This window comes from Sporolactobacillus shoreicorticis, assembly GCF_024125445.1.
GTDB lineage: Bacteria > Bacillota > Bacilli > Bacillales > Sporolactobacillaceae > Sporolactobacillus > Sporolactobacillus shoreicorticis.
This window is the reverse complement of sequence record NZ_JAMXWM010000018.1, coordinates 36707-55984: the sequence shown is the minus strand read 5'-3', so window position 1 is coordinate 55984 and position 19278 is coordinate 36707. Positions and strand designations below refer to the sequence as shown.

Below are 19278 nucleotides of genomic sequence, written 5' to 3'. Positions count from 1 at the left end.
TCTCCGTCTATTTAAACAATTTCTCTCATTCATTTTCTATTAAACGGAATTTTTCCGGTTATTTCGCAGATTGGGCGCTTACCTGATCACCCAACTGAATCTTATAACCTTATCGTCGTATCAACAGGCCAAAAAGCCAAACTCTCTTATCTTGTAAAAAAAGAGAATCCATTAATGGACTCCCGAAAAATTTGACTCGATTATATTACAATCCTACTTTTTCAAAGGCCTGCTTTAAATCGGCAATAAGATCATTGGCACTCTCGAGTCCGACACTGAACCGCAGAAATCCATGTTTTCGGAACTCAGCAGGATAAAATTGAATGCGTTCATCATCAGGACCGGTATAGACGATCAGACTTTCATCGTGCCCAATCGAAACAGCGGAAATGATCAGCCTGAGCGAATTCACAAAATCATTATGCAGCGCAACGTCACCGTCAATCCCGAAAGAGAGGACACCGGAATAGAAACCGTGCATCTGTTTCTTGGCAAGTTCATGCTGCGGATGACTCTTGAGTCCCGGATACGCAACGAACGTCACACCAGGATAGCTTTCCAAAAATTCGGCGACCTTAAGTGCAGTCTCGCTATGCTGCTTCATACGAAGCGGCAGAGTTACAACGCCACGGGTAATCAGCCATGCATTGAATGGACTGATCGCTCCGCCGATATTGACCATCGCTTCACGTTTAATTCTATCGATCAGCTCTGTTCTCCCGATCACCGCTCCACCCATTGCATCACCGTGACCATTAATGTATTTGGTAAGGCTGTGAATGACAAGATCCGCACCAAGTTCAAGCGGTCGCTGAATATATGGTGAAGCAAATGTGCTGTCCACGGAAACCAGCGCCCCTACTTTATGAGCGATTTTTACGATTGCAGCTATATCACTGACACGAGTCGTCGGATTTCCCGGTGTTTCTAAATGAACCAGCTTCGTGTTCGAACGAATCGCTTGCCGTACTGCCTCGGGATCCGAAGTATCTACAAGAGAGACGTCAACGCCATATTTATTCGGAAAATATTCATGGAGCAAACGATAAACCGCTATGTACGAGACATCGGTGCAGATGACATGTGCGTCCTTGTCGATAAAGCTGAAAAAGACACCTGCCAGTGCCGCAACACCCGTTGCAAGAACCACACAATCCTCACCGCCTTCAAGCGAGGCAAGACGTTCCTGCAAATAAATTTGATTTGCAGATGTGGTTCGTGTGTAGATCAAATTGTTCGGATCACTCCAATTGAGTGTCGACGCATCATCCGGCAGACGATAACTGTTTGCCATGGTAATTGGTCTGCGGATCGCCCCCGTCTCACGATCAATATCATTACCGACATGAATGCAGCGCGTGATAAAATCAGATTTGCTAAAATCAGCCATGCCTTATCTCCTCCTCCGACCTGCTTAAAAATCACGGTCACTTTGTTGATAATTCCATCGTATAAGTCATCAATAAAGAAGTCAATCATTATTCACAGTATTCAGCTGTTAATAATTTTGTATTTTCTTTATAACAAACGCAGGATTCATGGGTAATTCAGAAATAACTTTCCCTGCACCTAAAAAACAAAAAAAAAAAAATAATGTCCGTGACCAATTGGTCCGGCACATCACTTTGAATAAAACAATCGTTTTTTTACAAAGAATAGCCGCGCTGCTGCTCAGAGCCCTTGCTTTCCTTTGCGGTTCGCCAATAAATCAGCTCAGTCATCAGATAAGCGATCGTTGACTCAGCACCTTGATTTTGATTGATGCCGCCCGCCTCTAAACCGTCGCGGCCGCCGCATTCTTCAGTGTCTGCAACCGGAAGATGCAGATCGTTTGCGCCATGGAACCAGTTGCGGCAATTTTCAATGACTCCGAGATATTTTTCCGGAGTACTGAGGGCGGAGACGGCTTGTTCTGCGGCAAGTGCCAATTTCATCACTTCAAGCGGCTGCTGATCCCACTGAGCGCTGCATTCCCTTGTGCACCATCCATGATTGCCGATCGGATGAATCAAACCGTCCTCACGCGTCATTTTATTCATGAGAAAGTCAAGCGATTCCTCCGCAATGAGCAGCGTGTCACTGTTGCCACTGACGCTGAATGAGTGGAAAAGCGCCCAGGGCAGCACTCCGTTTCCATAGGTCATCACCGGTTCAAACCAGTGCCAGCTCGTATCTGAATGACACTCAAACAGAGCAAGCAGCCGAGCCTCCAGTTTTTCAATACATTCCGGCATTTCTTCACGAATAAAATTTTGAAATTCAGGTGCCCAACTTAGTTCGCCGCAGCGAATGTTAAGCAAACTCGCTGCTGAAAGAGCATAGGCTATTCCGCGCGGAAAGTGCAATTTCTTGATCGACTGAAATGCTTTTTGAAACAGTGCTGCTGCAGCCCAGCGACTATCCGGATTCGGAAGATCAAGACAGGCGACCGCGCAGGCCCAAAGAGATCGCCCGAGGCAGTCCTCAGAGGGCTGTTCTTCTTCCGGAGTTCGATCATAGGCGTAATTATTATGAAAATGTCCATCAGCTTGCTGCGCGTATTCGAGAAAGGACAGGTAAACGGTGGAAAGCCGGAGCAGCTGCTTACTCTCCATTCTTTTCAACGGATCTGCAGCAAGCAGCTTTTGCCATTCGGTGGCGAGCCACAATGCGCGTGCATTATCGTCCGTTGAATAGCCCTCGCTTCGACGTGGAATATTCCCGAGCGCATGCTCGACCATTCCGGTATCGTCGGTCATCCGCTCCAGATGTGTCAGTTTAATCTTGAGTCTTGGCAATCGACTCCACCCCGATTGACGGCTGATTCACTGCCGCTTCCGAAAAAACTTTATTGTATTTTTTCCCGACTTGCGGCCAGCTCATCGGCATTCCAATATGCGCCATTTTTCTTTGATAGGCGGCAAGCAGCGTGTCATTAGAAAGCAGCGCATTCATCTTTTCAACCCATCCGGCGTGATCGTCATACGCAACAAATAATTCTTCACAGCCCTTGAGCAGATCTTGTGCGTACCGGTACGGCGTCGACAAAACCGGCCTGCCTAAGCCAATCGCATAGGCCAAAGTGCCGCTCGTAATCTGATCAAGTCCCGGATAAGGAGTAATATATAAGTCGCATGAAGTGATATAACGGACAAGATCCTGCTCCGTCATGAATTCATCAATCATCTGCACATGATGTTCCAAATGATGCTGACAAATTAATGCCTTCAATTCATTACGGTAGGATTCGCCTTCCAGCTTTTTCACATTTGGATGCGTCTGCCCGATAATTACGTAAAGAGCTTTGGGCACCTTTTTAACAACTTCGGGAAGCGCGCGGATCACGGCCTCAATTCCCTTATTCCTGCTCAGAAATCCGAACGTCATGATCACCTTGCGATCCTGCCAGCCGATCTTTTGTCGAAAATCTGCACGCTTTTTCATATCCGCAATCGGTGTACCGTGGGGAATAAATTCAATTTTATCTTCAGTGATGTGAAAACTGTCTTTTAAATAGGAAATCGCCTTGTGGTTCATCACAACAATTTTGTCACTGCGCTCAGCAAGCTCGCGTTGGATTGATGCATAGGGTTCCACAGGCTTCTTGAAGACAGTGTGAAAGGTTGTGACAAGAGGTTTTTTCAGGGCACGGACAAAATCAAGAATATAGCTGCCGGCTTCGCCTCCGAAAATACCGAATTCGTGCTGAAGCGAAACGACCGATACCAAACTCTTATTCAGCCGCTCAGCGACTTTGGCATAGGCCTCTCTGTTCTCCTTCACAATTGCCCAGTTGAAAAACGGATCATTCGGATACTTTGTATCCTTGTCTTTAATGACGACAACCGGATCGGCCAAAGATTTACGCTTCGCCTTCTGCACTGTCTGTCTCAAATGATACGTGTATGTGGCGATCCCACACTTTTGAGGAAGATACGTACTTACATAGGCTACCTGTTCACTCATATCGAAACCGCACTCCTTTAATTTGATCTTCACCAGCGATACAGGAAAGGTAGATTAGCACTCGAATTGATCGACTGCTAATTCAAGCGTAGTCTTTTTTTTCGGAAAATTCAAGGGGGTACCTGTCCGAAACCCCCCGTCCCTGTTGGCTTGGTGGCTGTTAGACCATTGAATGATCAGGGCAGAGCGGTGTACGAAATGATCAAAAATTTACTTCACAGCAGATAAATTAAAATCAGCCTATGTCAGCGCATACATTTATTTCACAACAAAAATCCTTCACCTATTTGGCAACAGGTAAAGGATGAAGGGGATTAAACATCTGCTTTTTTTCGCATCAAAAAATAGGGTTCAACCGGCGCATCGATGGTCATCGTCACGGTCATCATCGGATTAGGCGCACGATCAATCGGTTCGCCGTCCTCGTTCCGCAGATCACGTACTGTCTGTTTGAAATGGACAAATCCGGGTCCGTAAAATTCAACTTCCTCACCGACACCGAAATTGTTGCGCTGCTCCAATGTCGCGATCTTCGTATTCGGATCGTAATCCAAAACCTGGGCCGCAAATGTGTATTTCGGTATTTTACGCGCCCTACCGAAGAGCTGTTCCTTCTCGGTCGGTACGCCATAATAGAACCCGGTCGACAGGTCGCGCTGGGCAACCTTCCAAATTTCCTCATCCCATGCCGGATTAAAGACAAAATGCTCCGGATCACTGCAGTAAGCATCAACCACATTGCGATAGACATTGGCTACCGTCGATACATAGTGGATCGATTTCATTCGTCCCTCGATTTTCAGACTGTTCACGCCTGCGTCAATCATCTCAGGCAGGTGATGAAGCATGGACAGATCAACCGCGCTCATCGAAAAGGGTTCGTCTTCGCACAAATGGCTGTTCGGTTCACCGTTGTCCATATCGAACAGGTCATATTTCCAGCGGCACGACTGTGCGCAGCCGCCGCGATTTGCGTCGCGATTCACCATATGATTGGAAAGTGTGCAGCGTCCGGAATAGGCAATACACATTGCTCCATGAACAAAAGCCTCGATTTCGATATCCGTATGGCGGCGCATTTCACGGATTTCTTCAATCCCGACTTCCCGCGCAAGCACCACACGTTCAAGTCCGATGCCTTTCCAAAATTCAAGCGTCTTGTAGTTCGTTGCCGAGGCTTGTGTCGACAAGTGGATCGGCAGTCCCGGTGCGGCGTTGAAACAGACAACAATCAGCGCCGGGTCGGAAATAATGACCGCATCCACGCCAATGGATTGCAGCGTTTTAAAAAATACGTCTGCTCCGTTACTGTCGCCTTCGTGCGTTACCATGTTTGCCGCAACAAAAACCTTCGAGCCATGTTCATGAGCAAAAGTAACGCCTTCGGACATCTCTTCATAGGAAAAGTTACCGGCACGTGAACGCAGCCCGAACGCTTGCCCACCAATGTAGACCGCATCCGCACCGTAACGAATCGCTATTTTCAGCTTTTCTAAATTGCCCGCCGGTGCAAGTACTTCGGGCTTTCTTTCAATCTTCTTCATCATTGTTCTCCTTCTTGCATGCGATAATCTTAAGAAAAACCGGGTAAGAAACACCTGGCTTTGAATACGCTCCGGTTGCTCGCAACCAACTGGTGCGCTCGCGGGCAGTCCGGAAGCCTCTTCAAACAAGCAAATGCCTGCGAGGGAGGGCTCCTCTGGCCTGCATTCCCGCAACAGTCTCACATCTGCATGTTTATTCCACGACTTTTTGCTTTACTGTAAAATCTCATATACTTTTTTAACTTGTTCGAAAAACTTGGCAAGGCCAAATTCTTGAAATCGGCGGAGCCGTAGCTTTTCTTATCCTTTTAATCACTTAAGAAACCTTCAATTAATGAACATCTTCCGGATTTTTCAGGTAAAAACCGGTACTTAGCGGCCGATACGCAGGCTGCAGCTTAACTAAACGATTGCAAAAGCTCTCCGGTACAAACGCGCCGGATTCAATTGCCCGTCTTGCTTCATCAAAAAGTGCCGTGATTTGAACAAAGCGGCCGCCATGGAGCAGCACGCCGTCAAGCTTCCATTTAGTCAATCCGTTCTCATACATTAATTTCAGCTGTCCCATCAGTGATAAATCATCCGTTGAAAAGATATGCGTCCCATCTGTATCTTCAAAAATAGGATAGTGGCTATCCGAATTTTTCGGATCGCGCAAATACAGTGTCTGATCGTTCTTCGGCACTTCGCCGGTGTAGTTAAAATAATTCTTTAGAAGCGGACGTCCGGATTGATGAATGCACGTCGGCCCGTATACCTGAACCTCGATGGGGCGATCCAACTTTTTCTGCATCGCGATTAATTCTTTCAAGGTCAGTTCACGGGCGGAAATTGCGCCAGAGGCGCCCTGGCTGATCCAGAAAGCGATCTGTTCCGCCGAAGTCACCAAGGTCCCGGCATCATAAATAAAAGGCAATGGGAGGCCCAATTCCCTCAAAATAAAAATGGCGCCCGGATCTCCAATCGAAACCGTATCCACGGCGAATTTTCCAAGTTGAGACAAGTACGGTGCCAATTTATGAATCTGTTCGTTATGCATCAGCGCGTTGCAAGCGACCGTGATTTTCTTTCCATGACGATGCGCCAAGTCGGCGATCTGACCGATGCTTTCTAAATTGAGCGGTTTTGGAAGGCGCAGACCAAATGGATGGCCGCCGACATAGAGCCTGTCCGCCCCGGCGTTAATAAGCGCTTCAGCTTGTTCCAATGATTCGGCCGTAGCAATAAGTTCAATCAAATGAAAACCCCCGTATCCAAACATTCATGCTTTACATTATATCATGATCGTTTGCACTCGAAGCAAGTCGATGTGTATTTACGGACTTTTGTGCTATTCTGACTGTAGAGAATACCATCTAACAAACTGTCAAGAAGATTTGGCTGAACAACATACGCAACATGAGACCTTCTTTGAACCTTTGTATTTCATTATTTTTGATTCAATAAGCAGCAAACAAGGAGAGATGAACGATGATTGGATTTATTGGAATCGGCATTATGGGCAGCCGCATGTCCGGCCGGTTGCTTGATGCGGGGCATGAATTGATCGTTTACAATCGTACCCAATCGAAAACTGCCGCGCTGATTAAAAAAGGCGCGCTGTCGGCGGATTCACCTAAAGACGTCGGAGCACGCGCCAATATCGTCTTTACAATGCTCGCGGATCCTCAAGCGGTAGACGCGGTCGCTTATGGCAACAACGGATTGCTTGCCGGTATGAAACAAGGCGCACTCTGGATTGACAGCAGCACGATCAGCCCAACTCAATCAGTAAAATTGGCTAACGATGCAAAACATGATGGTTTTCGGTTTTTGGATGCACCGGTCGCGGGTTCAACGGGACCCGCTGAAAAGGGCGAATTGATCTTCTTCGTCGGCGGCGAATCCCGAGATTTGGAAGATGCGCGTCCACTGCTCAGCATCATGGGAAAAGAAATCCATCATAAAGGGCAAAATGGAGCAGGGACGGCGATGAAGCTGGTCAATAACCTGATGCTTGGACAGACCGTCGCCGCTTTTTCAGAGGCGCTTGCTTTCGGTGAAAGCCTCGGGTTGGACAAAGCCGATGTGATCAAATCGCTGTTTGCCGGACCCACCGCCGCGCCGATTCTTCATTTCAAAGAGAGCAAACTCATGAAGGAAGACTTTGAGAATGCGGATTTTAAAGTGAACAGTATCTACAAAGATATGGAACTCGCTTCTGAGGAAGCATATAAGCACGGCTTTGCCCTTCCGCTGTCGAACTCAGTAAAAGCAATGTACGGCTTATGCCAGCAACAAGGCAAGGGCGACTACGATTTTGCGACCATTTATGATTTTCTGAAGAAAAAATAACTGCATAATGGTAAACGGGAGCGGGGAACAATCCCCACTCCCGTTTTTATATATGCCGTTTGCGCCATTTTTTAGCGGCAGTGTGCTTTTTCCGATCGACATATTTGATCTGCTCGGCGGCCCGTCTAATCTTTTCCATCAATGTAAGCATCGGTTCCGGATCAATGATTACGTTCACATTGTGTGTTTTCGCAATCGCGGCCGCCTGTAAAGCGACACCAACAGCCGCATCCTGAAGAAGCAGAATTAAACTGCAGCGCGTGATGCTCCGTTTAACGATTGACCATTCATTATTTCTAAATTCAACACCGTTGTTTTCAAGGAAAAAAACGATTGTGTTTCCTTTCTTTTTGCGACTGATCAGCAACTGCTTTTTATGTTTTGCGTGAAGGCCCCGAACAGATTGATGCGCTCCGATTACCATGATCGCCGGATTTTTTCTTCTGCCGCTCATTTATACCGGATTGGACACAATCAAGTCTGTGTGACCAATGATCTGCAGCGTTTCAACAGAAGAAGGCACAACAAGATGATCGCCTTTCTTTAACTCATACGCCGTATCCTCGATCTGAAGTTTGCCCTCACCATTCAAAACACTGATGAGCAGAAACGGCCAGTTTTTCTGAATCGGGTTCGTGCGGCCGCGTACCTCCCAGTGAGAAACGGTAAACAAGTGCTCACGCAGCAATTCGGTGAATTTCGCCTCGGCTTCCTGGTGCACATGATAGGTCAGCTCAGGATCGACATGTGGACAGTTCGCGACATCAATTGACTGTTGAATATGAAGTTCGCGCGGTTTTCCGTCCGCTCCCGGCCGGTCATAGTCATAGACGCGATAAGTTGTATCCGAACTTTGTTGTGTCTCAAGGATCAGGCAGCCGCCGCAAATTGCGTGAATCGTCCCACTTGGCACATAGAAAAAGTCTCCGGGTTTTACCTTTATACGGCGCAGCAGGCTGTCCCATTTTTTCTCGGCAACAGCCTTACGAAATTCCTCCCGCGAGTGCGCCGTATGTCCGTACACAATTTCCGCATCCGCGTCACAGTCAATAATGTACCAGCATTCCGTCTTGCCGAACGGCACATGCTCTTTAGCCTGCGCATAGGCATCGTCCGGATGAACCTGCACGGAAAGATCCGTACGCGCATCAAGAATTTTAGTCAGCAGCGGAAAATCATCTCCGGCATAGCTGTCGAACAATTCTCGATGCTCTGACCATGCGTCGGCCAGCGTTTTACCGGCGAGCGGCCCGTTTTTAATGACAGCCGGGCCATTCGGATGCGCCGAGATGCCCCAGCATTCTCCCGTCGTCTCACTCGGGATCTTATAGCCGAACAAGTCGCGCAGCCGCGTGCCACCCCATATTTTATCGTGAAGCGCCGGTTCTAGAAAAAGCGGTAATTTATCCGTCATTGAAATCGTCCCCCGTTCTATTCAATCCGTTTTTATTATATCATGATTTTAAAAAGGAAATGATTGCGTCTTAAATAGTATTGATTGTTTTACAAATCCGGATTTCTTCAGGATTTCTAATTTACGGAAAAACGAACCGCTCCAGTAAGACGAGTGATACCGGCCACCTTCCTTGTTTCTCCACCAATTGCACTTTAAGCCAGAAAATTTGAAAGATGATCGAACACAGTATCGCAGTTTTTGTCAATTTATTATAAAATTTGAAGTATTACTTCTCATAAAAAAGAAGGCTGAGCTATCATTTTTCTTATTCTCAAATTTAATTGAACAGGAGTGTGTTTCATGGATGCAACACAAAAGCCGGGGAAAATTCTATCCTTAGGCATCCAGCATATGCTGGCGATGTACGGCGGCGCCGTGATTGTGCCGCTGATTGTCGGCGGTGCGGTCGGTCTGAGTGGTGCGGAACTGGCGCTGCTCATCTCGATTGATTTAGCCGCCTGCGGTCTCGCGACATTGCTGCAAGCTTGGAAAAACCGTTTTTTCGGTATTGGCTTGCCCATCGTTATGGGCTGTACCTTCACAGCAGTTTCGCCAATGATTATTATTGGCAAGTCGTATGGGATGCCCGGTATCTGCGGCGCCATTCTCGTTTCCGGTCTGGTCGTTCTCGTTCTGTCGACTTTCTTCGGTAAAATCGTCCGATTCTTTCCTCCGGTGGTTGTCGGCACGGTGGTTATGATTATCGGGCTGACGCTGATTCCAGTCGCCGTCAATAATTTAGGCGGTGGTGTCGGCGCGAAAGACTTCGGCAGTCCGCAGAATTTGATTCTCGGCTTCGGCGTACTCGTCCTGATCATCATCATGAATCGCTTTTTCAAAGGATTTTTGCGCACGATTTCGATCCTGCTCAGCATTGTCATCGGTACGATTGCTGCGGCATTGATGGGTATGGTTCATTTTTCCTCGGTCGCGGATGCGGGCTGGTTCAGTATGATCAAACCATTCAGCTTCGGAGCACCGACTTTTCATTTCGACGCGATTATTGCGATGTCGATCGTCGGCATGGTCAGCTTAATCGAAACCACCGGTGTCTATATGGCCCTCAGTGATATCATCAAACAGCCGATCGATGAAAAATCGATGGAACACGGCTATCGCGCGGAAGGGTTGGCGATTCTCGTCGGCGGCCTTTTCAACGCTTTTCCGTACACGACCTTTTCGCAGAACGTCGGTCTCGTTCAGATGACCGGTGTCAAAACGCGTAAAGTCGCGATCGTATGCGGATTCTCTTTAATCGTCCTTGGTTTGATTCCAAAGATCGGAGCGCTGACCGTTCTCATTCCCAATGCGGTTATCGGCGGCGCGACGCTGGCCATGTTCGGCATGGTGATCGCTTCCGGCGTTCGTATGCTTGGTAAAGTGGATTTCGCACAACAGGACAATCTCTTGATCGTTGCTTGTTCCATTGGTGTCGGTCTCGGTGTTACCGTTCAGCCGGCGCTGTTTGCCAAGCTGCCGAGTCTTGTACAGATTCTTACCAATAACGGAATCGTTGCCGGCAGTCTTACTGCGCTTCTTTTAAATTTTGTCTTTAATGTCGGCCGGAATCAAACAGAACGTGAATCAACGGATCTCTCAAAACAAATGGTCGCTGAAGCAAGTGCCGCAAAATCTGAATAAGAAGCAGACGTTCAAAAAGAATACGCGGAGAGAAAAGTTGAACTTTTCTCTCCGCTTTTCTTGTTTATTGGAGGAATCAGGCTTTCCCGCGATGCCTCAGCCTGGCTTTCTTTTTTCTCAGCTGATATTCCTGTTTCTTTAAAATCTCTCTTTCTTCCCTTTTGTGCGCGTGATTTATTTTCTTTTTTTGTTCAAATGCTTCTTTCAACGCTTTTTGCGCTTTTGTCCCGATCCCTGAACTCCGTGACTCTTTTTCAGCCATCCGTCTTAATCGTTTCGCATTGATCCGTTTGCGCGGGCGTCTTGTTCTCTTCGCCGAAGGCATAGATAGACTTTGATCAATCAGTTGATCCAAATCACGAAGAACAAAAGATAAGACATCGGGATTGCTCGGTTCAGGTCCGAACACATGCCGCGCGATCACCATCTGTCCCTTTTTTTCTGCTTCAACAACACCGACCCAATACTGTTCATCGAAATACACCGTTAATTTCATAGAAAGTGCCTCCTCAGTTGTTTCATGAAATGACGGACATCCCGAGGAGGGAAGGATACTGATATCATCATTGATACATCCGGACTACCGACCGGATCGTGTTTTTTCATCTCATAACATGATTGAAGCATAGCAAAAGAATGCTGTCAACGCCGTTAGCTGACCGGTGACTTGCGGAATTCAAACAACAGATTTATAATGACTATACAGTCAGTGAGTAAGGAGTCATTAAATGAACAAGCGAACGCAACAAAGAGAACAGACACGCATAGAAATTCTTACTGCCGCCGAACACATTTATGCAGTCCATGGCTTTATACGTCCATCGACACAGATGGTTGCCAAAGAAGCAGGAGTCGCTCACGGCACGGTTTTTCTCCATTTTCAATCGCAGGAAAAATTAATCCTGGCAGTGATTGAAAATCTGGGACAGTCGCTGACCTCGCAAATTCATGAATCATCAGTACCGGGGCATTCTCTTAACGAAGTTCTGCAAACATATCTAACCGCGATTGAAGCAAACGAATCACTTTATACACATTTGATTATGGAATTGCCGCAATTGCCGAAAGAGGCACAACAAACAGTAATTGGTATCCAATCGGTAATCGCCCATCATTTGGATCAGGTCATGAGTCAATTGAAGAAAGAGAAAAAAATAAAGGATCTCAGCTTTCCTTTCTTGTTCAATACATGGATCGGACTCATCCATTACTACTTGATGAACCGCAGGCTGTTTGCACCACATGGATCAGTTCTCGCTGTTTATAAAGATCAATTAATCGCAAATTTTATAACACTGCTGGAGGTGGATTGTACATGAATATGATGGACTTTTTTATGAAGGAAGCGCCTGAAGCCGCACAAGCATTTAATGGGCTCATCAAATCGCTATCAGAATCTAAAGGACTTGATCCCAAAACAAAGCAGCTCATCTATGTCTCGATGAGAACGGCGCAGGGAGATACGGCCGCCACGGTCGCCCATGCCCATATGTTGAGAAAACTTGGCGCCTCGCGTGATGAGCTTAAAGAAGCAATTTTAATGACGCTGACCGTATCCGGGATCAAAGGCGTTGCAACCTGTTTGAAACCAGCACTTAACACCTTTGATTCGGAGGTCGACGAAAAATGAAACAATGCATCGCATGCGGCATGCCAATGAGAAAAGTTGACGATTATCCACTTGGCGACACAACGAAGAATTATTGCAAATACTGCGCGCGAGCGAATGGAAGTATGCAAAGCTATGATGAAAAACTGGCATCAATGACCGAGTTCATCATACGAACTCAGGGGCTCGATGCTCATGTCGCTCAAAAATCTGCAGCGTTCATGATCAGTAAGCTTCCCGCGTGGAAGCGTGGTTCCGATGACTGAGCTATCCGGTCTGCCCAATCTCGGTCCGGTACTTATTAAAGAATTGTATCGAATCCATATCAGCACTGCCGAAGAATTGCGTGCTGCGGGAAGCGAGCGCGCCTACCTTGCAATAAAAGAAATTGATCCGTCAGCCTGCCTATGCAAACTCTACGCACTGGATGGAGCAATCCGCGGAATTCGCTGGCATTCGCTGCCCGCCAATCGGAAAAAAGAATTGAAAAAATTCTTTAAAAGTCATACGGGAAAGTGTTCATAAAATAAGAAAGCCCGGGCAAAAAGCGTCCGTTCCTCGCTTCCACAGGACGCAATGGCTTTCGCGTTGCCCCGTATAAAATAAGCGGAGATTTTCCGGTTATATGGATCATAGCGCCTGTTTCACGGGTAAATAAGGGTAATTTTTCCGCTTATGCAATGCAAAACCCTCCATTTTCACGTTTTTCGATTTGATAAGCGGAATTTCTCCGTCTATTTAAACGATTTTTTCATTCATTTTCTATTTAAGCGAAATTTTTCCGTTTATTTCTCAGATTTGGCGCTTACCTGAGTCGCCTAACCGAATCTATGATGCTTATCGTCGTATCGGCAAAAATTTCTTTACCCCAAAAAACATGAGTGGGCAGCTGCTCACTCATGTTTTTTGCCACCTATTTGTTTTGGAACCTTTACTCTGCTCCGGAAAATTCAGCACCTGCGGCAACCTGTTCGCTGCGCATCATCACACCATATACAACTCCGGTAATGAGCACACCAATTGGCCATGAGAATGCGGCAACCGCTGAAAACACCGGAATGAGCGCCAGGGGAACCGTAATGATAATTCCTACAATAAATGCAACGAACGCTTTTACATGGTACCCGTTCTTATACCAGTAGTCGCCCTTCTTCTCTTGATACAGCACCTGTACATTAATCCGCCCGTGCTTGATAAAATAGTAATCAACAATAATGATTGCGAAGATCGGTCCGAGAAAAGCACCGAGTCCACCAAGAAAATAGTTGACGGCAACTGGATTGCTATACACTTGCCATGGCATGACGACGATGGAAAGAATCGATGTAATCATTGCGCCGCGACGAAAGCTAATATGCTTTGGCGCCAGATTGGCAAAATCATAGGCAGGAGACACAAGATTTGCGACAATATTCACACCCATCGTCGCAATGATAAAGACGATCGCCCCCACGATGAGAAAAAAAGGATTGCTGATGCGCTGAATGAGAAGAACCGGATCTGTGATCGCTTTGCCGAAGACAGTAATGGTTCCGGCCGTTACAACAACAGAAGCCAATGAGAAGGCGGTAAAGTTGACCGGCAGGCCCCAAAAATTACCGCGTTTCGTCGTCTTTACAGACGGTGAGAAACGAGTAAAGTCACTCACATTCAGAATGATTGTTGAGAAATAGGCAATGACCAGTGAAATAGCGCTGAAAAATTGAATCACTGCCTGTCCGGACGAAATTTTTACCGGACTGATACCGATATTGATTTTTCCACCGGCCTTTACCGCAATCCAGCCAATTAAGATCAGCATCATCAAATAAACAACAGGCCCGCAAAAGTTATCGAATTTACGAATGAATTCCATGCCATAATTAAAAATGACGAATTGCAGCAGCCAGAGAAAGAGGAAGCCGATCCAGCCGGGAAGCGAGAGGCCAAGGAAGGTATAGCCCATTAACGATTTCATATCCGGGAAAATAAGAAGTAGCATTGCAACTACAGCAACCGATGAAAGATACGTCTGAATTCCATACCAGAAAATAGCGATAAATCCGCGAATCAATGCAGGCACATTCCCGCCGAACACACCAAATGAGATACGCGACAAAACCGGATAGGGTACGCCAAGCTTTGTTCCCGCGATACCGGTCATATTTGCCAGATACATGACAACGAACGCACCGATGATTTCCGCAACGAGCACTTCCCAGCCTGTCAAGCCAAGGAAAAACAAACCGGCAGCAAAGGTATAAGTACCAATACTGTGCACATCGGACATCCACATTGACAATAGACTGTAAGTCGTCCAGCGTCTTTCTTTGGCCGGAGCCAGATCTTGGTTGTACAGGCGGGAACTCGGTTCCTTGATCGTACCTTTGAAAATTTCATGTGAATCCATACTCATGCCTCCATCATCCAGAATATTTTGATATTTTCACAGCCAAACGAACCATCATCGTCCACCTTTCTTCCAATGTCCTTTCCCTTTTGTAAAAGTTCCCGTCATTGTTTCGTAATCTAACAATATACGTTAAATTATATTACACAAATTATATTAAAGAGCATTTACTAGTTTGTCATTAGCCATAATGAATAAAAAAGTATTTCTTTTTTTGTACTTATTCAACTATTTCAGCAAAGCCGGATAAAAATAATGTTATATTTTATAACACAAAAAGACCGTGTCCATTTAACACGGTCAATTCATTACTATTAGGTATATAGGCCATTACTTTTCCGGACAAAGCCATTTTCCGGCAGCCGCACCATTGATGCCATCTGCCTTAGAATAGACAATGTTCCCACGATTAATTGTCAACTGAATGCTTGAAGAAAACGTATGCCCCTCGTACAAACTGAATTTATTTTTCTGATAAAGTTTATCCTTTGTCACTCGTTCAGGTTTATCAAGTGCGACAATCGCCAGATCAGCATCAGCGCCTTCGCGTATCGTTCCCTTTTGCGCGGCGAGTCGAAAGCGCTCTGCCGGCCGCTTTGCTGTCCAATCCGCCACCTTGGTGAGTGGCAGATGATGGGTCAAAGCAATTTCAATCGCGCTTAATAACGAAAACTGACCGCCGCTGATGCCGCCCCAGGCAGAAAATATATTTTCCGCTTGCTTATCTTTCCATTCGCATGGCGAGTGATCCGAGGAGATCATGTCAATCCGCCCTTGAAGCAAAAGATCGACCAAACCGCTCCGTTCGGCCTCCGAACGAAGCGGAGGCGCACATTTGCCCACGACACCCGCTTTGCAAAAATCTTGATGATTATAGAGCAGATAGTGCGGACAGGTTTCCAGTGTCACATCCTGTCCCCGCTTCTTCGCAGCTTGAATCAACGCGACTGCTTTTACCGTGCTGATATGAACAAAATGCAGCGGGCAGCCGGTCACTTCCGCGAATGTCAAAGCTCTCGAAACCGCCTCCGTCTCTGCCTGCACCGGTCGAGACGCCGCATAGTCATCGTACCCTGTCAGCCCTTCGGATTCTTTCTCTTTTTGAAGAAATGTGACGAGCGGCGCACTCTCCGAATGAAGGGCAAGTACCGCTCCGGTTCGCGCGATCCGCTTCATCCCTTCAAGAAGCGACGCATCATCAACAGAATGAAAATAAGGGTTCCCCGAGGGCGACAGAAAGGCTTTAAAGCCAATCGCGCCCGCACCGGCCAAATCGTTCAAGTCATTTAAATGCTCCGGGACAAGTCCACCCCACAGGCCGAAATCGATATGTGATTTTGCTTCGCCAATCGCCACTTTATCGACAAATGCCGCTTGAGTCACCGTGGACGGGATTCCGTTAAGCGGCATATCAAAAAAAGTGGTGCATCCGCCGGCGGCCAACATCGCCGAACCGGTTTCAAAGCCTTCCCAATTCTCTCGACCCGGTTCATCAAAATGCACATGAACATCAATCATCCCCGGAAAAACGGTCATCCCTTCCGCATCAATCGTCTGCTTTGCCTGATTGCTCAGCACGTCGCCAAGATCGGCGATTTTCCCGTTTTTAATGCCGATATTAAGCCTTTTCACCTCATCCGGCAGCACAACATCACCATTTTTGATCAGCAAGTCGTAAGACACAGTCTTCACCTCCTTAAAATGAAACGATCCGAACCGTTATTTTATTCAGCCGCTTCGTCGTAGACATCCATCGCCGCCTGCAGCCCTTCTCCTCGATTAACGGAGACGCCGCAGCGAATCAGTGAAGCTTCCAATCCGGCAAGAACAGCGAGCACATTTCCTTTGCGGCAGCCGTAACCCATGGTACCGATCCTCCATATTTTCCCTTGAAGTGAACCGAACGATCCAGCAATTTCAATACCGAATTGATTCAGCAATATGCCGCGCACATCATCGGCATTCGCGCCCTCAGGGACCGCCACGCAAGTGACTGTCGGCATTTTGCAATCCGGATCCCCGAACAGCTCCAGTCCCATCGCTTCGATGCCTGCCATCAACGCTTTTTCATTTAATTGATGCCGGGCAAAACGCTTGGTCAGCCCTTCTTCCAAAACAAGCCGCAGTCCCTCGTGCAGCGCATACTCCATCGACGTCGCTTCGGTATGATGATTCAGCCTGCGTTCGCTCCAATAATCCTGAAGCTGGCTTAGATCAAAATAATTGCTTCGAATTGGACGAGCGGCAGCTGCCTGCTTGTCTGAATCCGTCGCAATCCCGCGTTCAACTTTCTTACGGCTTAAAATAACATGTTCCACGCGTTCGTTGTACGTGATCGGCGTGATTCCCGATGGTACGGAGAGACATTTTTGCGCGCCGCCGATCACCGCGTCAAGGCACCATTCATCAGTGCGGACATCCGCACCTCCGAATGTCGCAACACTATCGACAACGAGCAGCGCATTCAATTCTCGGCATGCATGACCAATTTCATACAGAGGCTGCATTCGCCCAGTCGAGGTTTCCCCGTGAACAAGTGCTACGACTTTTGGCTGCACCTTTTTTATTTCATCAATAACGTCTTGCGGATCAAAAACCGTTCCCCACGGACAGGTCATCGTATGAATGTCCGCGCCGTAACGCTCGCCGATTTCAACAAACAAGTCGCCAAAACGGCCATAGATCGGGACAAGCATCCGATCCCCAGGCTCTATAAGACTGGCAATAACAGCTTCAAGTCCAGCACGCGAGGTCCCATCAATCGGATAGGCCCAATGATTTTTTGTTTGAAAAGTCTCACGCAGCATAGTCATGACTTCATTCATGATCTGCGTAAACGCCGGATCAAACTGACCAAGAATCGGCAGTGACATCGCGCGCAGCACACGCGGATCAACCTCAACCGGTCCAGGAGTCATAATTTTACGTGGAGGCACATTTAGCATTCGTTGTTCCTTCGTCGTTTCCATAATTCCACTCTTTTCCGCAAATGATTGATTTAGTAAGCCATTTCGTGCAAGATCTTCATCAGCATACGGACACCGGTAGCCAAATCGTCTATTCTTGTAAACTCTTTAGGAGAGTGGCTGATTCCGTCATGACTGGGCACAAACATCATCGCCGTCGGACAATACACGCCGAAGATTTGCGAATCATGACCCGCGCCGCTGACCATTTTTTTAAAAGGAACACCTGCCCGCTGAGCGATTTTTCCGTGGCGCTCCGTCATGGATGGGTCCATCTTCACCGGCGCGTCATCAAGCCATGTTTTGATATCAAGTTCAACAGCCGCTTTTTCTGCAATCCGCCGAAAATTTTCAAGCTCCTTCGTGCAGAAATCATGGAGAACATCGTATTCATGATGACGCACATCGAGTGCAAACGTGCAGTCGCCGGGAATTACGTTGCCGACATTGGGCCGAATGCTTATCTGACCGACTGTAGCAACTAATCCGTTGCTCTGTTCTTTTGCATGGCTCACCACATCGAAAATCATCTGTGACGCAGCGTACAGAGCATCTCGGCGATCTGCCATAGGCGTTGTGCCTGCATGATTGCTTTGTCCGGACAGGCGAATGATGATCCGTTTCATCCCAACAATATGACTGACCGGTGCCCATGCCAGATGTTCGCGTTCCAGAATCTGTCCCTGCTCAATATGCGTTTCCAAAAAGCAGGCAATGTCCTCGCGTCTGGCCGGCGGATATTTGCCTTGCCCGAATCCCATTTGATGCATGGCATCTTCAAGAGTTGTGCCTTGTCCATCCGTCACCGTACGTGCGTCGTTCAATTGATAGCGTCCGGTAATTGATCCGGATCCCCAAAAGGCCAGGTGAAAGCGGCTGCCTTCTTCTTCGCAGAGTGCGACCGTCTCAATCGTTTTTTTCGGCGCCCCATATTCCTGCTTCAATCTGCTGACTGCAATCATTGCCGCAAGAACGCCAAAGGCTCCGTCATATTTTCCTCCGTCAACAACTGTATCAATATGCGATCCTGTAAGAATCACGCGATCACGTTCTTCTGTTCCTTCCACTCTTCCGAAAACATTGCCGACATCGTCAAAATGAGTGGAAAACCCCATTTCTTCCATCGTCTTCTTTACGGCAGTCTGGGCACTCAGCCATGAATCGCTGTAAAGCAAGCGGGTCACGCCGCCGTTTTCGGTTCGTCCAATCTGCCCTAACGCATTGATTCGTTCAGCGATCTCTTCCGTTAACGGTACTGAGGTTCGAAAAGTCATTCGACGAGCCCTCTTTCTGTGTTAAGTTACATAACATCTATCAAACAGCTTCATTTTAGCAAATTTTTATCGTGTGACCATTGACACAATCTCTATTTTTTTGATCAGCATTCAGTTAAA

18 protein-coding genes are annotated in these 19278 nt (G+C 47.2%); 6 read left to right on the top strand and 12 right to left on the bottom strand.

Annotation, left to right across the window (positions count from 1 at the left end):
* Nucleotides 1–205: 205 nt before the first annotated feature.
* From NIE88_RS14400 to NIE88_RS14380, 5 genes are all read right to left on the bottom strand, one after another.
* On the bottom strand, nucleotides 206–1390 hold the full coding sequence (locus tag NIE88_RS14400) for a trans-sulfuration enzyme family protein (protein ID WP_253063146.1): 1185 nt from the start codon (nucleotides 1388–1390) through the stop codon (nucleotides 206–208).
* 256 nt (nucleotides 1391–1646) lie between these two features.
* On the bottom strand, nucleotides 1647–2777 hold the full coding sequence (locus NIE88_RS14395; RefSeq protein WP_253063145.1) for a glycosyltransferase: 1131 nt from the start codon (nucleotides 2775–2777) through the stop codon (nucleotides 1647–1649).
* Complete coding sequence (locus tag NIE88_RS14390; protein ID WP_253063144.1) at nucleotides 2758–3945, bottom strand: glycosyltransferase family 4 protein; 1188 nt, start codon at nucleotides 3943–3945, stop codon at nucleotides 2758–2760. Before NIE88_RS14390 ends, NIE88_RS14395 begins: the two co-directional genes overlap by 20 nt.
* A gap of 314 nt (nucleotides 3946–4259) precedes the next feature.
* Nucleotides 4260–5489, bottom strand: coding sequence for a peptidase U32 family protein (locus NIE88_RS14385; protein WP_253063143.1), 1230 nt, complete (start codon nucleotides 5487–5489; stop codon nucleotides 4260–4262).
* A gap of 331 nt (nucleotides 5490–5820) precedes the next feature.
* The gene (locus tag NIE88_RS14380; RefSeq protein ID WP_253063173.1) at nucleotides 5821–6723 is read right to left on the bottom strand and encodes a peptidase U32 family protein; all 903 of its coding nucleotides are present in this window, start codon (nucleotides 6721–6723) and stop codon (nucleotides 5821–5823) included.
* 236 nt (nucleotides 6724–6959) lie between these two features.
* Between NIE88_RS14380 and NIE88_RS14375 the strand changes: the two genes are divergently transcribed.
* Nucleotides 6960–7823 carry an NAD(P)-dependent oxidoreductase gene (locus NIE88_RS14375; RefSeq protein ID WP_253063141.1) on the top strand — a complete coding sequence of 288 codons (864 nt, stop codon included), beginning with the start codon at nucleotides 6960–6962 and terminating at the stop codon, nucleotides 7821–7823.
* Between the two features lie 46 nt (nucleotides 7824–7869).
* Here NIE88_RS14375 and NIE88_RS14370 read toward each other — a convergent pair whose 3' ends face one another.
* Complete coding sequence (locus tag NIE88_RS14370) at nucleotides 7870–8277, bottom strand: hypothetical protein (protein ID WP_253063139.1); 408 nt, start codon at nucleotides 8275–8277, stop codon at nucleotides 7870–7872.
* Nucleotides 8278–9237, bottom strand: coding sequence for a mannose-6-phosphate isomerase, class I (manA, locus tag NIE88_RS14365; protein ID WP_253063137.1), 960 nt, complete (start codon nucleotides 9235–9237; stop codon nucleotides 8278–8280).
* Between the two features lie 342 nt (nucleotides 9238–9579).
* Between manA and NIE88_RS14360 the strand changes: the two genes are divergently transcribed.
* Entirely contained in the window at nucleotides 9580–10920 is a 1341-nt protein-coding gene (locus NIE88_RS14360; protein WP_253063135.1) for a nucleobase:cation symporter-2 family protein, read from the top strand.
* Nucleotides 10921–10996: 76 nt separating this feature from the next.
* On the opposite strand, the gene NIE88_RS14355 is transcribed toward NIE88_RS14360, so the two are convergent.
* Nucleotides 10997–11416: a YjdF family protein gene (locus tag NIE88_RS14355; protein ID WP_253063133.1), complete on the bottom strand. Its 420-nt coding sequence runs from the start codon at nucleotides 11414–11416 to the stop codon at nucleotides 10997–10999.
* A gap of 232 nt (nucleotides 11417–11648) precedes the next feature.
* Between NIE88_RS14355 and NIE88_RS14350 the strand changes: the two genes are divergently transcribed.
* From NIE88_RS14350 to NIE88_RS14335, 4 genes are read left to right on the top strand one after another with little or no spacing between them, the layout of a single operon-like run.
* Nucleotides 11649–12239, top strand: coding sequence for a TetR/AcrR family transcriptional regulator (locus NIE88_RS14350; protein ID WP_253063131.1), 591 nt, complete (start codon nucleotides 11649–11651; stop codon nucleotides 12237–12239).
* On the top strand, nucleotides 12236–12550 hold the full coding sequence (locus tag NIE88_RS14345; RefSeq protein ID WP_253063129.1) for a carboxymuconolactone decarboxylase family protein: 315 nt from the start codon (nucleotides 12236–12238) through the stop codon (nucleotides 12548–12550). The genes NIE88_RS14350 and NIE88_RS14345 overlap by 4 nt, the downstream gene beginning before the upstream one ends.
* Nucleotides 12547–12795 (top strand): zinc ribbon domain-containing protein, encoded by a 249-nt coding sequence (locus NIE88_RS14340; RefSeq protein WP_253063127.1) that lies wholly within the window; start codon nucleotides 12547–12549, stop codon nucleotides 12793–12795. The genes NIE88_RS14345 and NIE88_RS14340 overlap by 4 nt, the downstream gene beginning before the upstream one ends.
* Nucleotides 12788–13054, top strand: coding sequence for a TfoX/Sxy family protein (locus tag NIE88_RS14335; protein WP_253063125.1), 267 nt, complete (start codon nucleotides 12788–12790; stop codon nucleotides 13052–13054). The genes NIE88_RS14340 and NIE88_RS14335 overlap by 8 nt, the downstream gene beginning before the upstream one ends.
* A gap of 406 nt (nucleotides 13055–13460) precedes the next feature.
* Here NIE88_RS14335 and NIE88_RS14330 read toward each other — a convergent pair whose 3' ends face one another.
* From NIE88_RS14330 to allC, 4 genes are all read right to left on the bottom strand, one after another.
* On the bottom strand, nucleotides 13461–14918 hold the full coding sequence (locus NIE88_RS14330; protein ID WP_253063123.1) for an NCS1 family nucleobase:cation symporter-1: 1458 nt from the start codon (nucleotides 14916–14918) through the stop codon (nucleotides 13461–13463).
* Between the two features lie 330 nt (nucleotides 14919–15248).
* Nucleotides 15249–16601 carry an allantoinase gene (locus NIE88_RS14325; protein ID WP_253063121.1) on the bottom strand — a complete coding sequence of 451 codons (1353 nt, stop codon included), beginning with the start codon at nucleotides 16599–16601 and terminating at the stop codon, nucleotides 15249–15251.
* Nucleotides 16602–16642: 41 nt separating this feature from the next.
* The gene (gene pucG, locus NIE88_RS14320) at nucleotides 16643–17887 is read right to left on the bottom strand and encodes a pyridoxal-phosphate-dependent aminotransferase family protein (RefSeq protein WP_253063119.1); all 1245 of its coding nucleotides are present in this window, start codon (nucleotides 17885–17887) and stop codon (nucleotides 16643–16645) included.
* 29 nt (nucleotides 17888–17916) lie between these two features.
* Complete coding sequence (gene allC, locus NIE88_RS14315; RefSeq protein WP_253063117.1) at nucleotides 17917–19158, bottom strand: allantoate deiminase; 1242 nt, start codon at nucleotides 19156–19158, stop codon at nucleotides 17917–17919.
* Nucleotides 19159–19278: the final 120 nt, after the last annotated feature.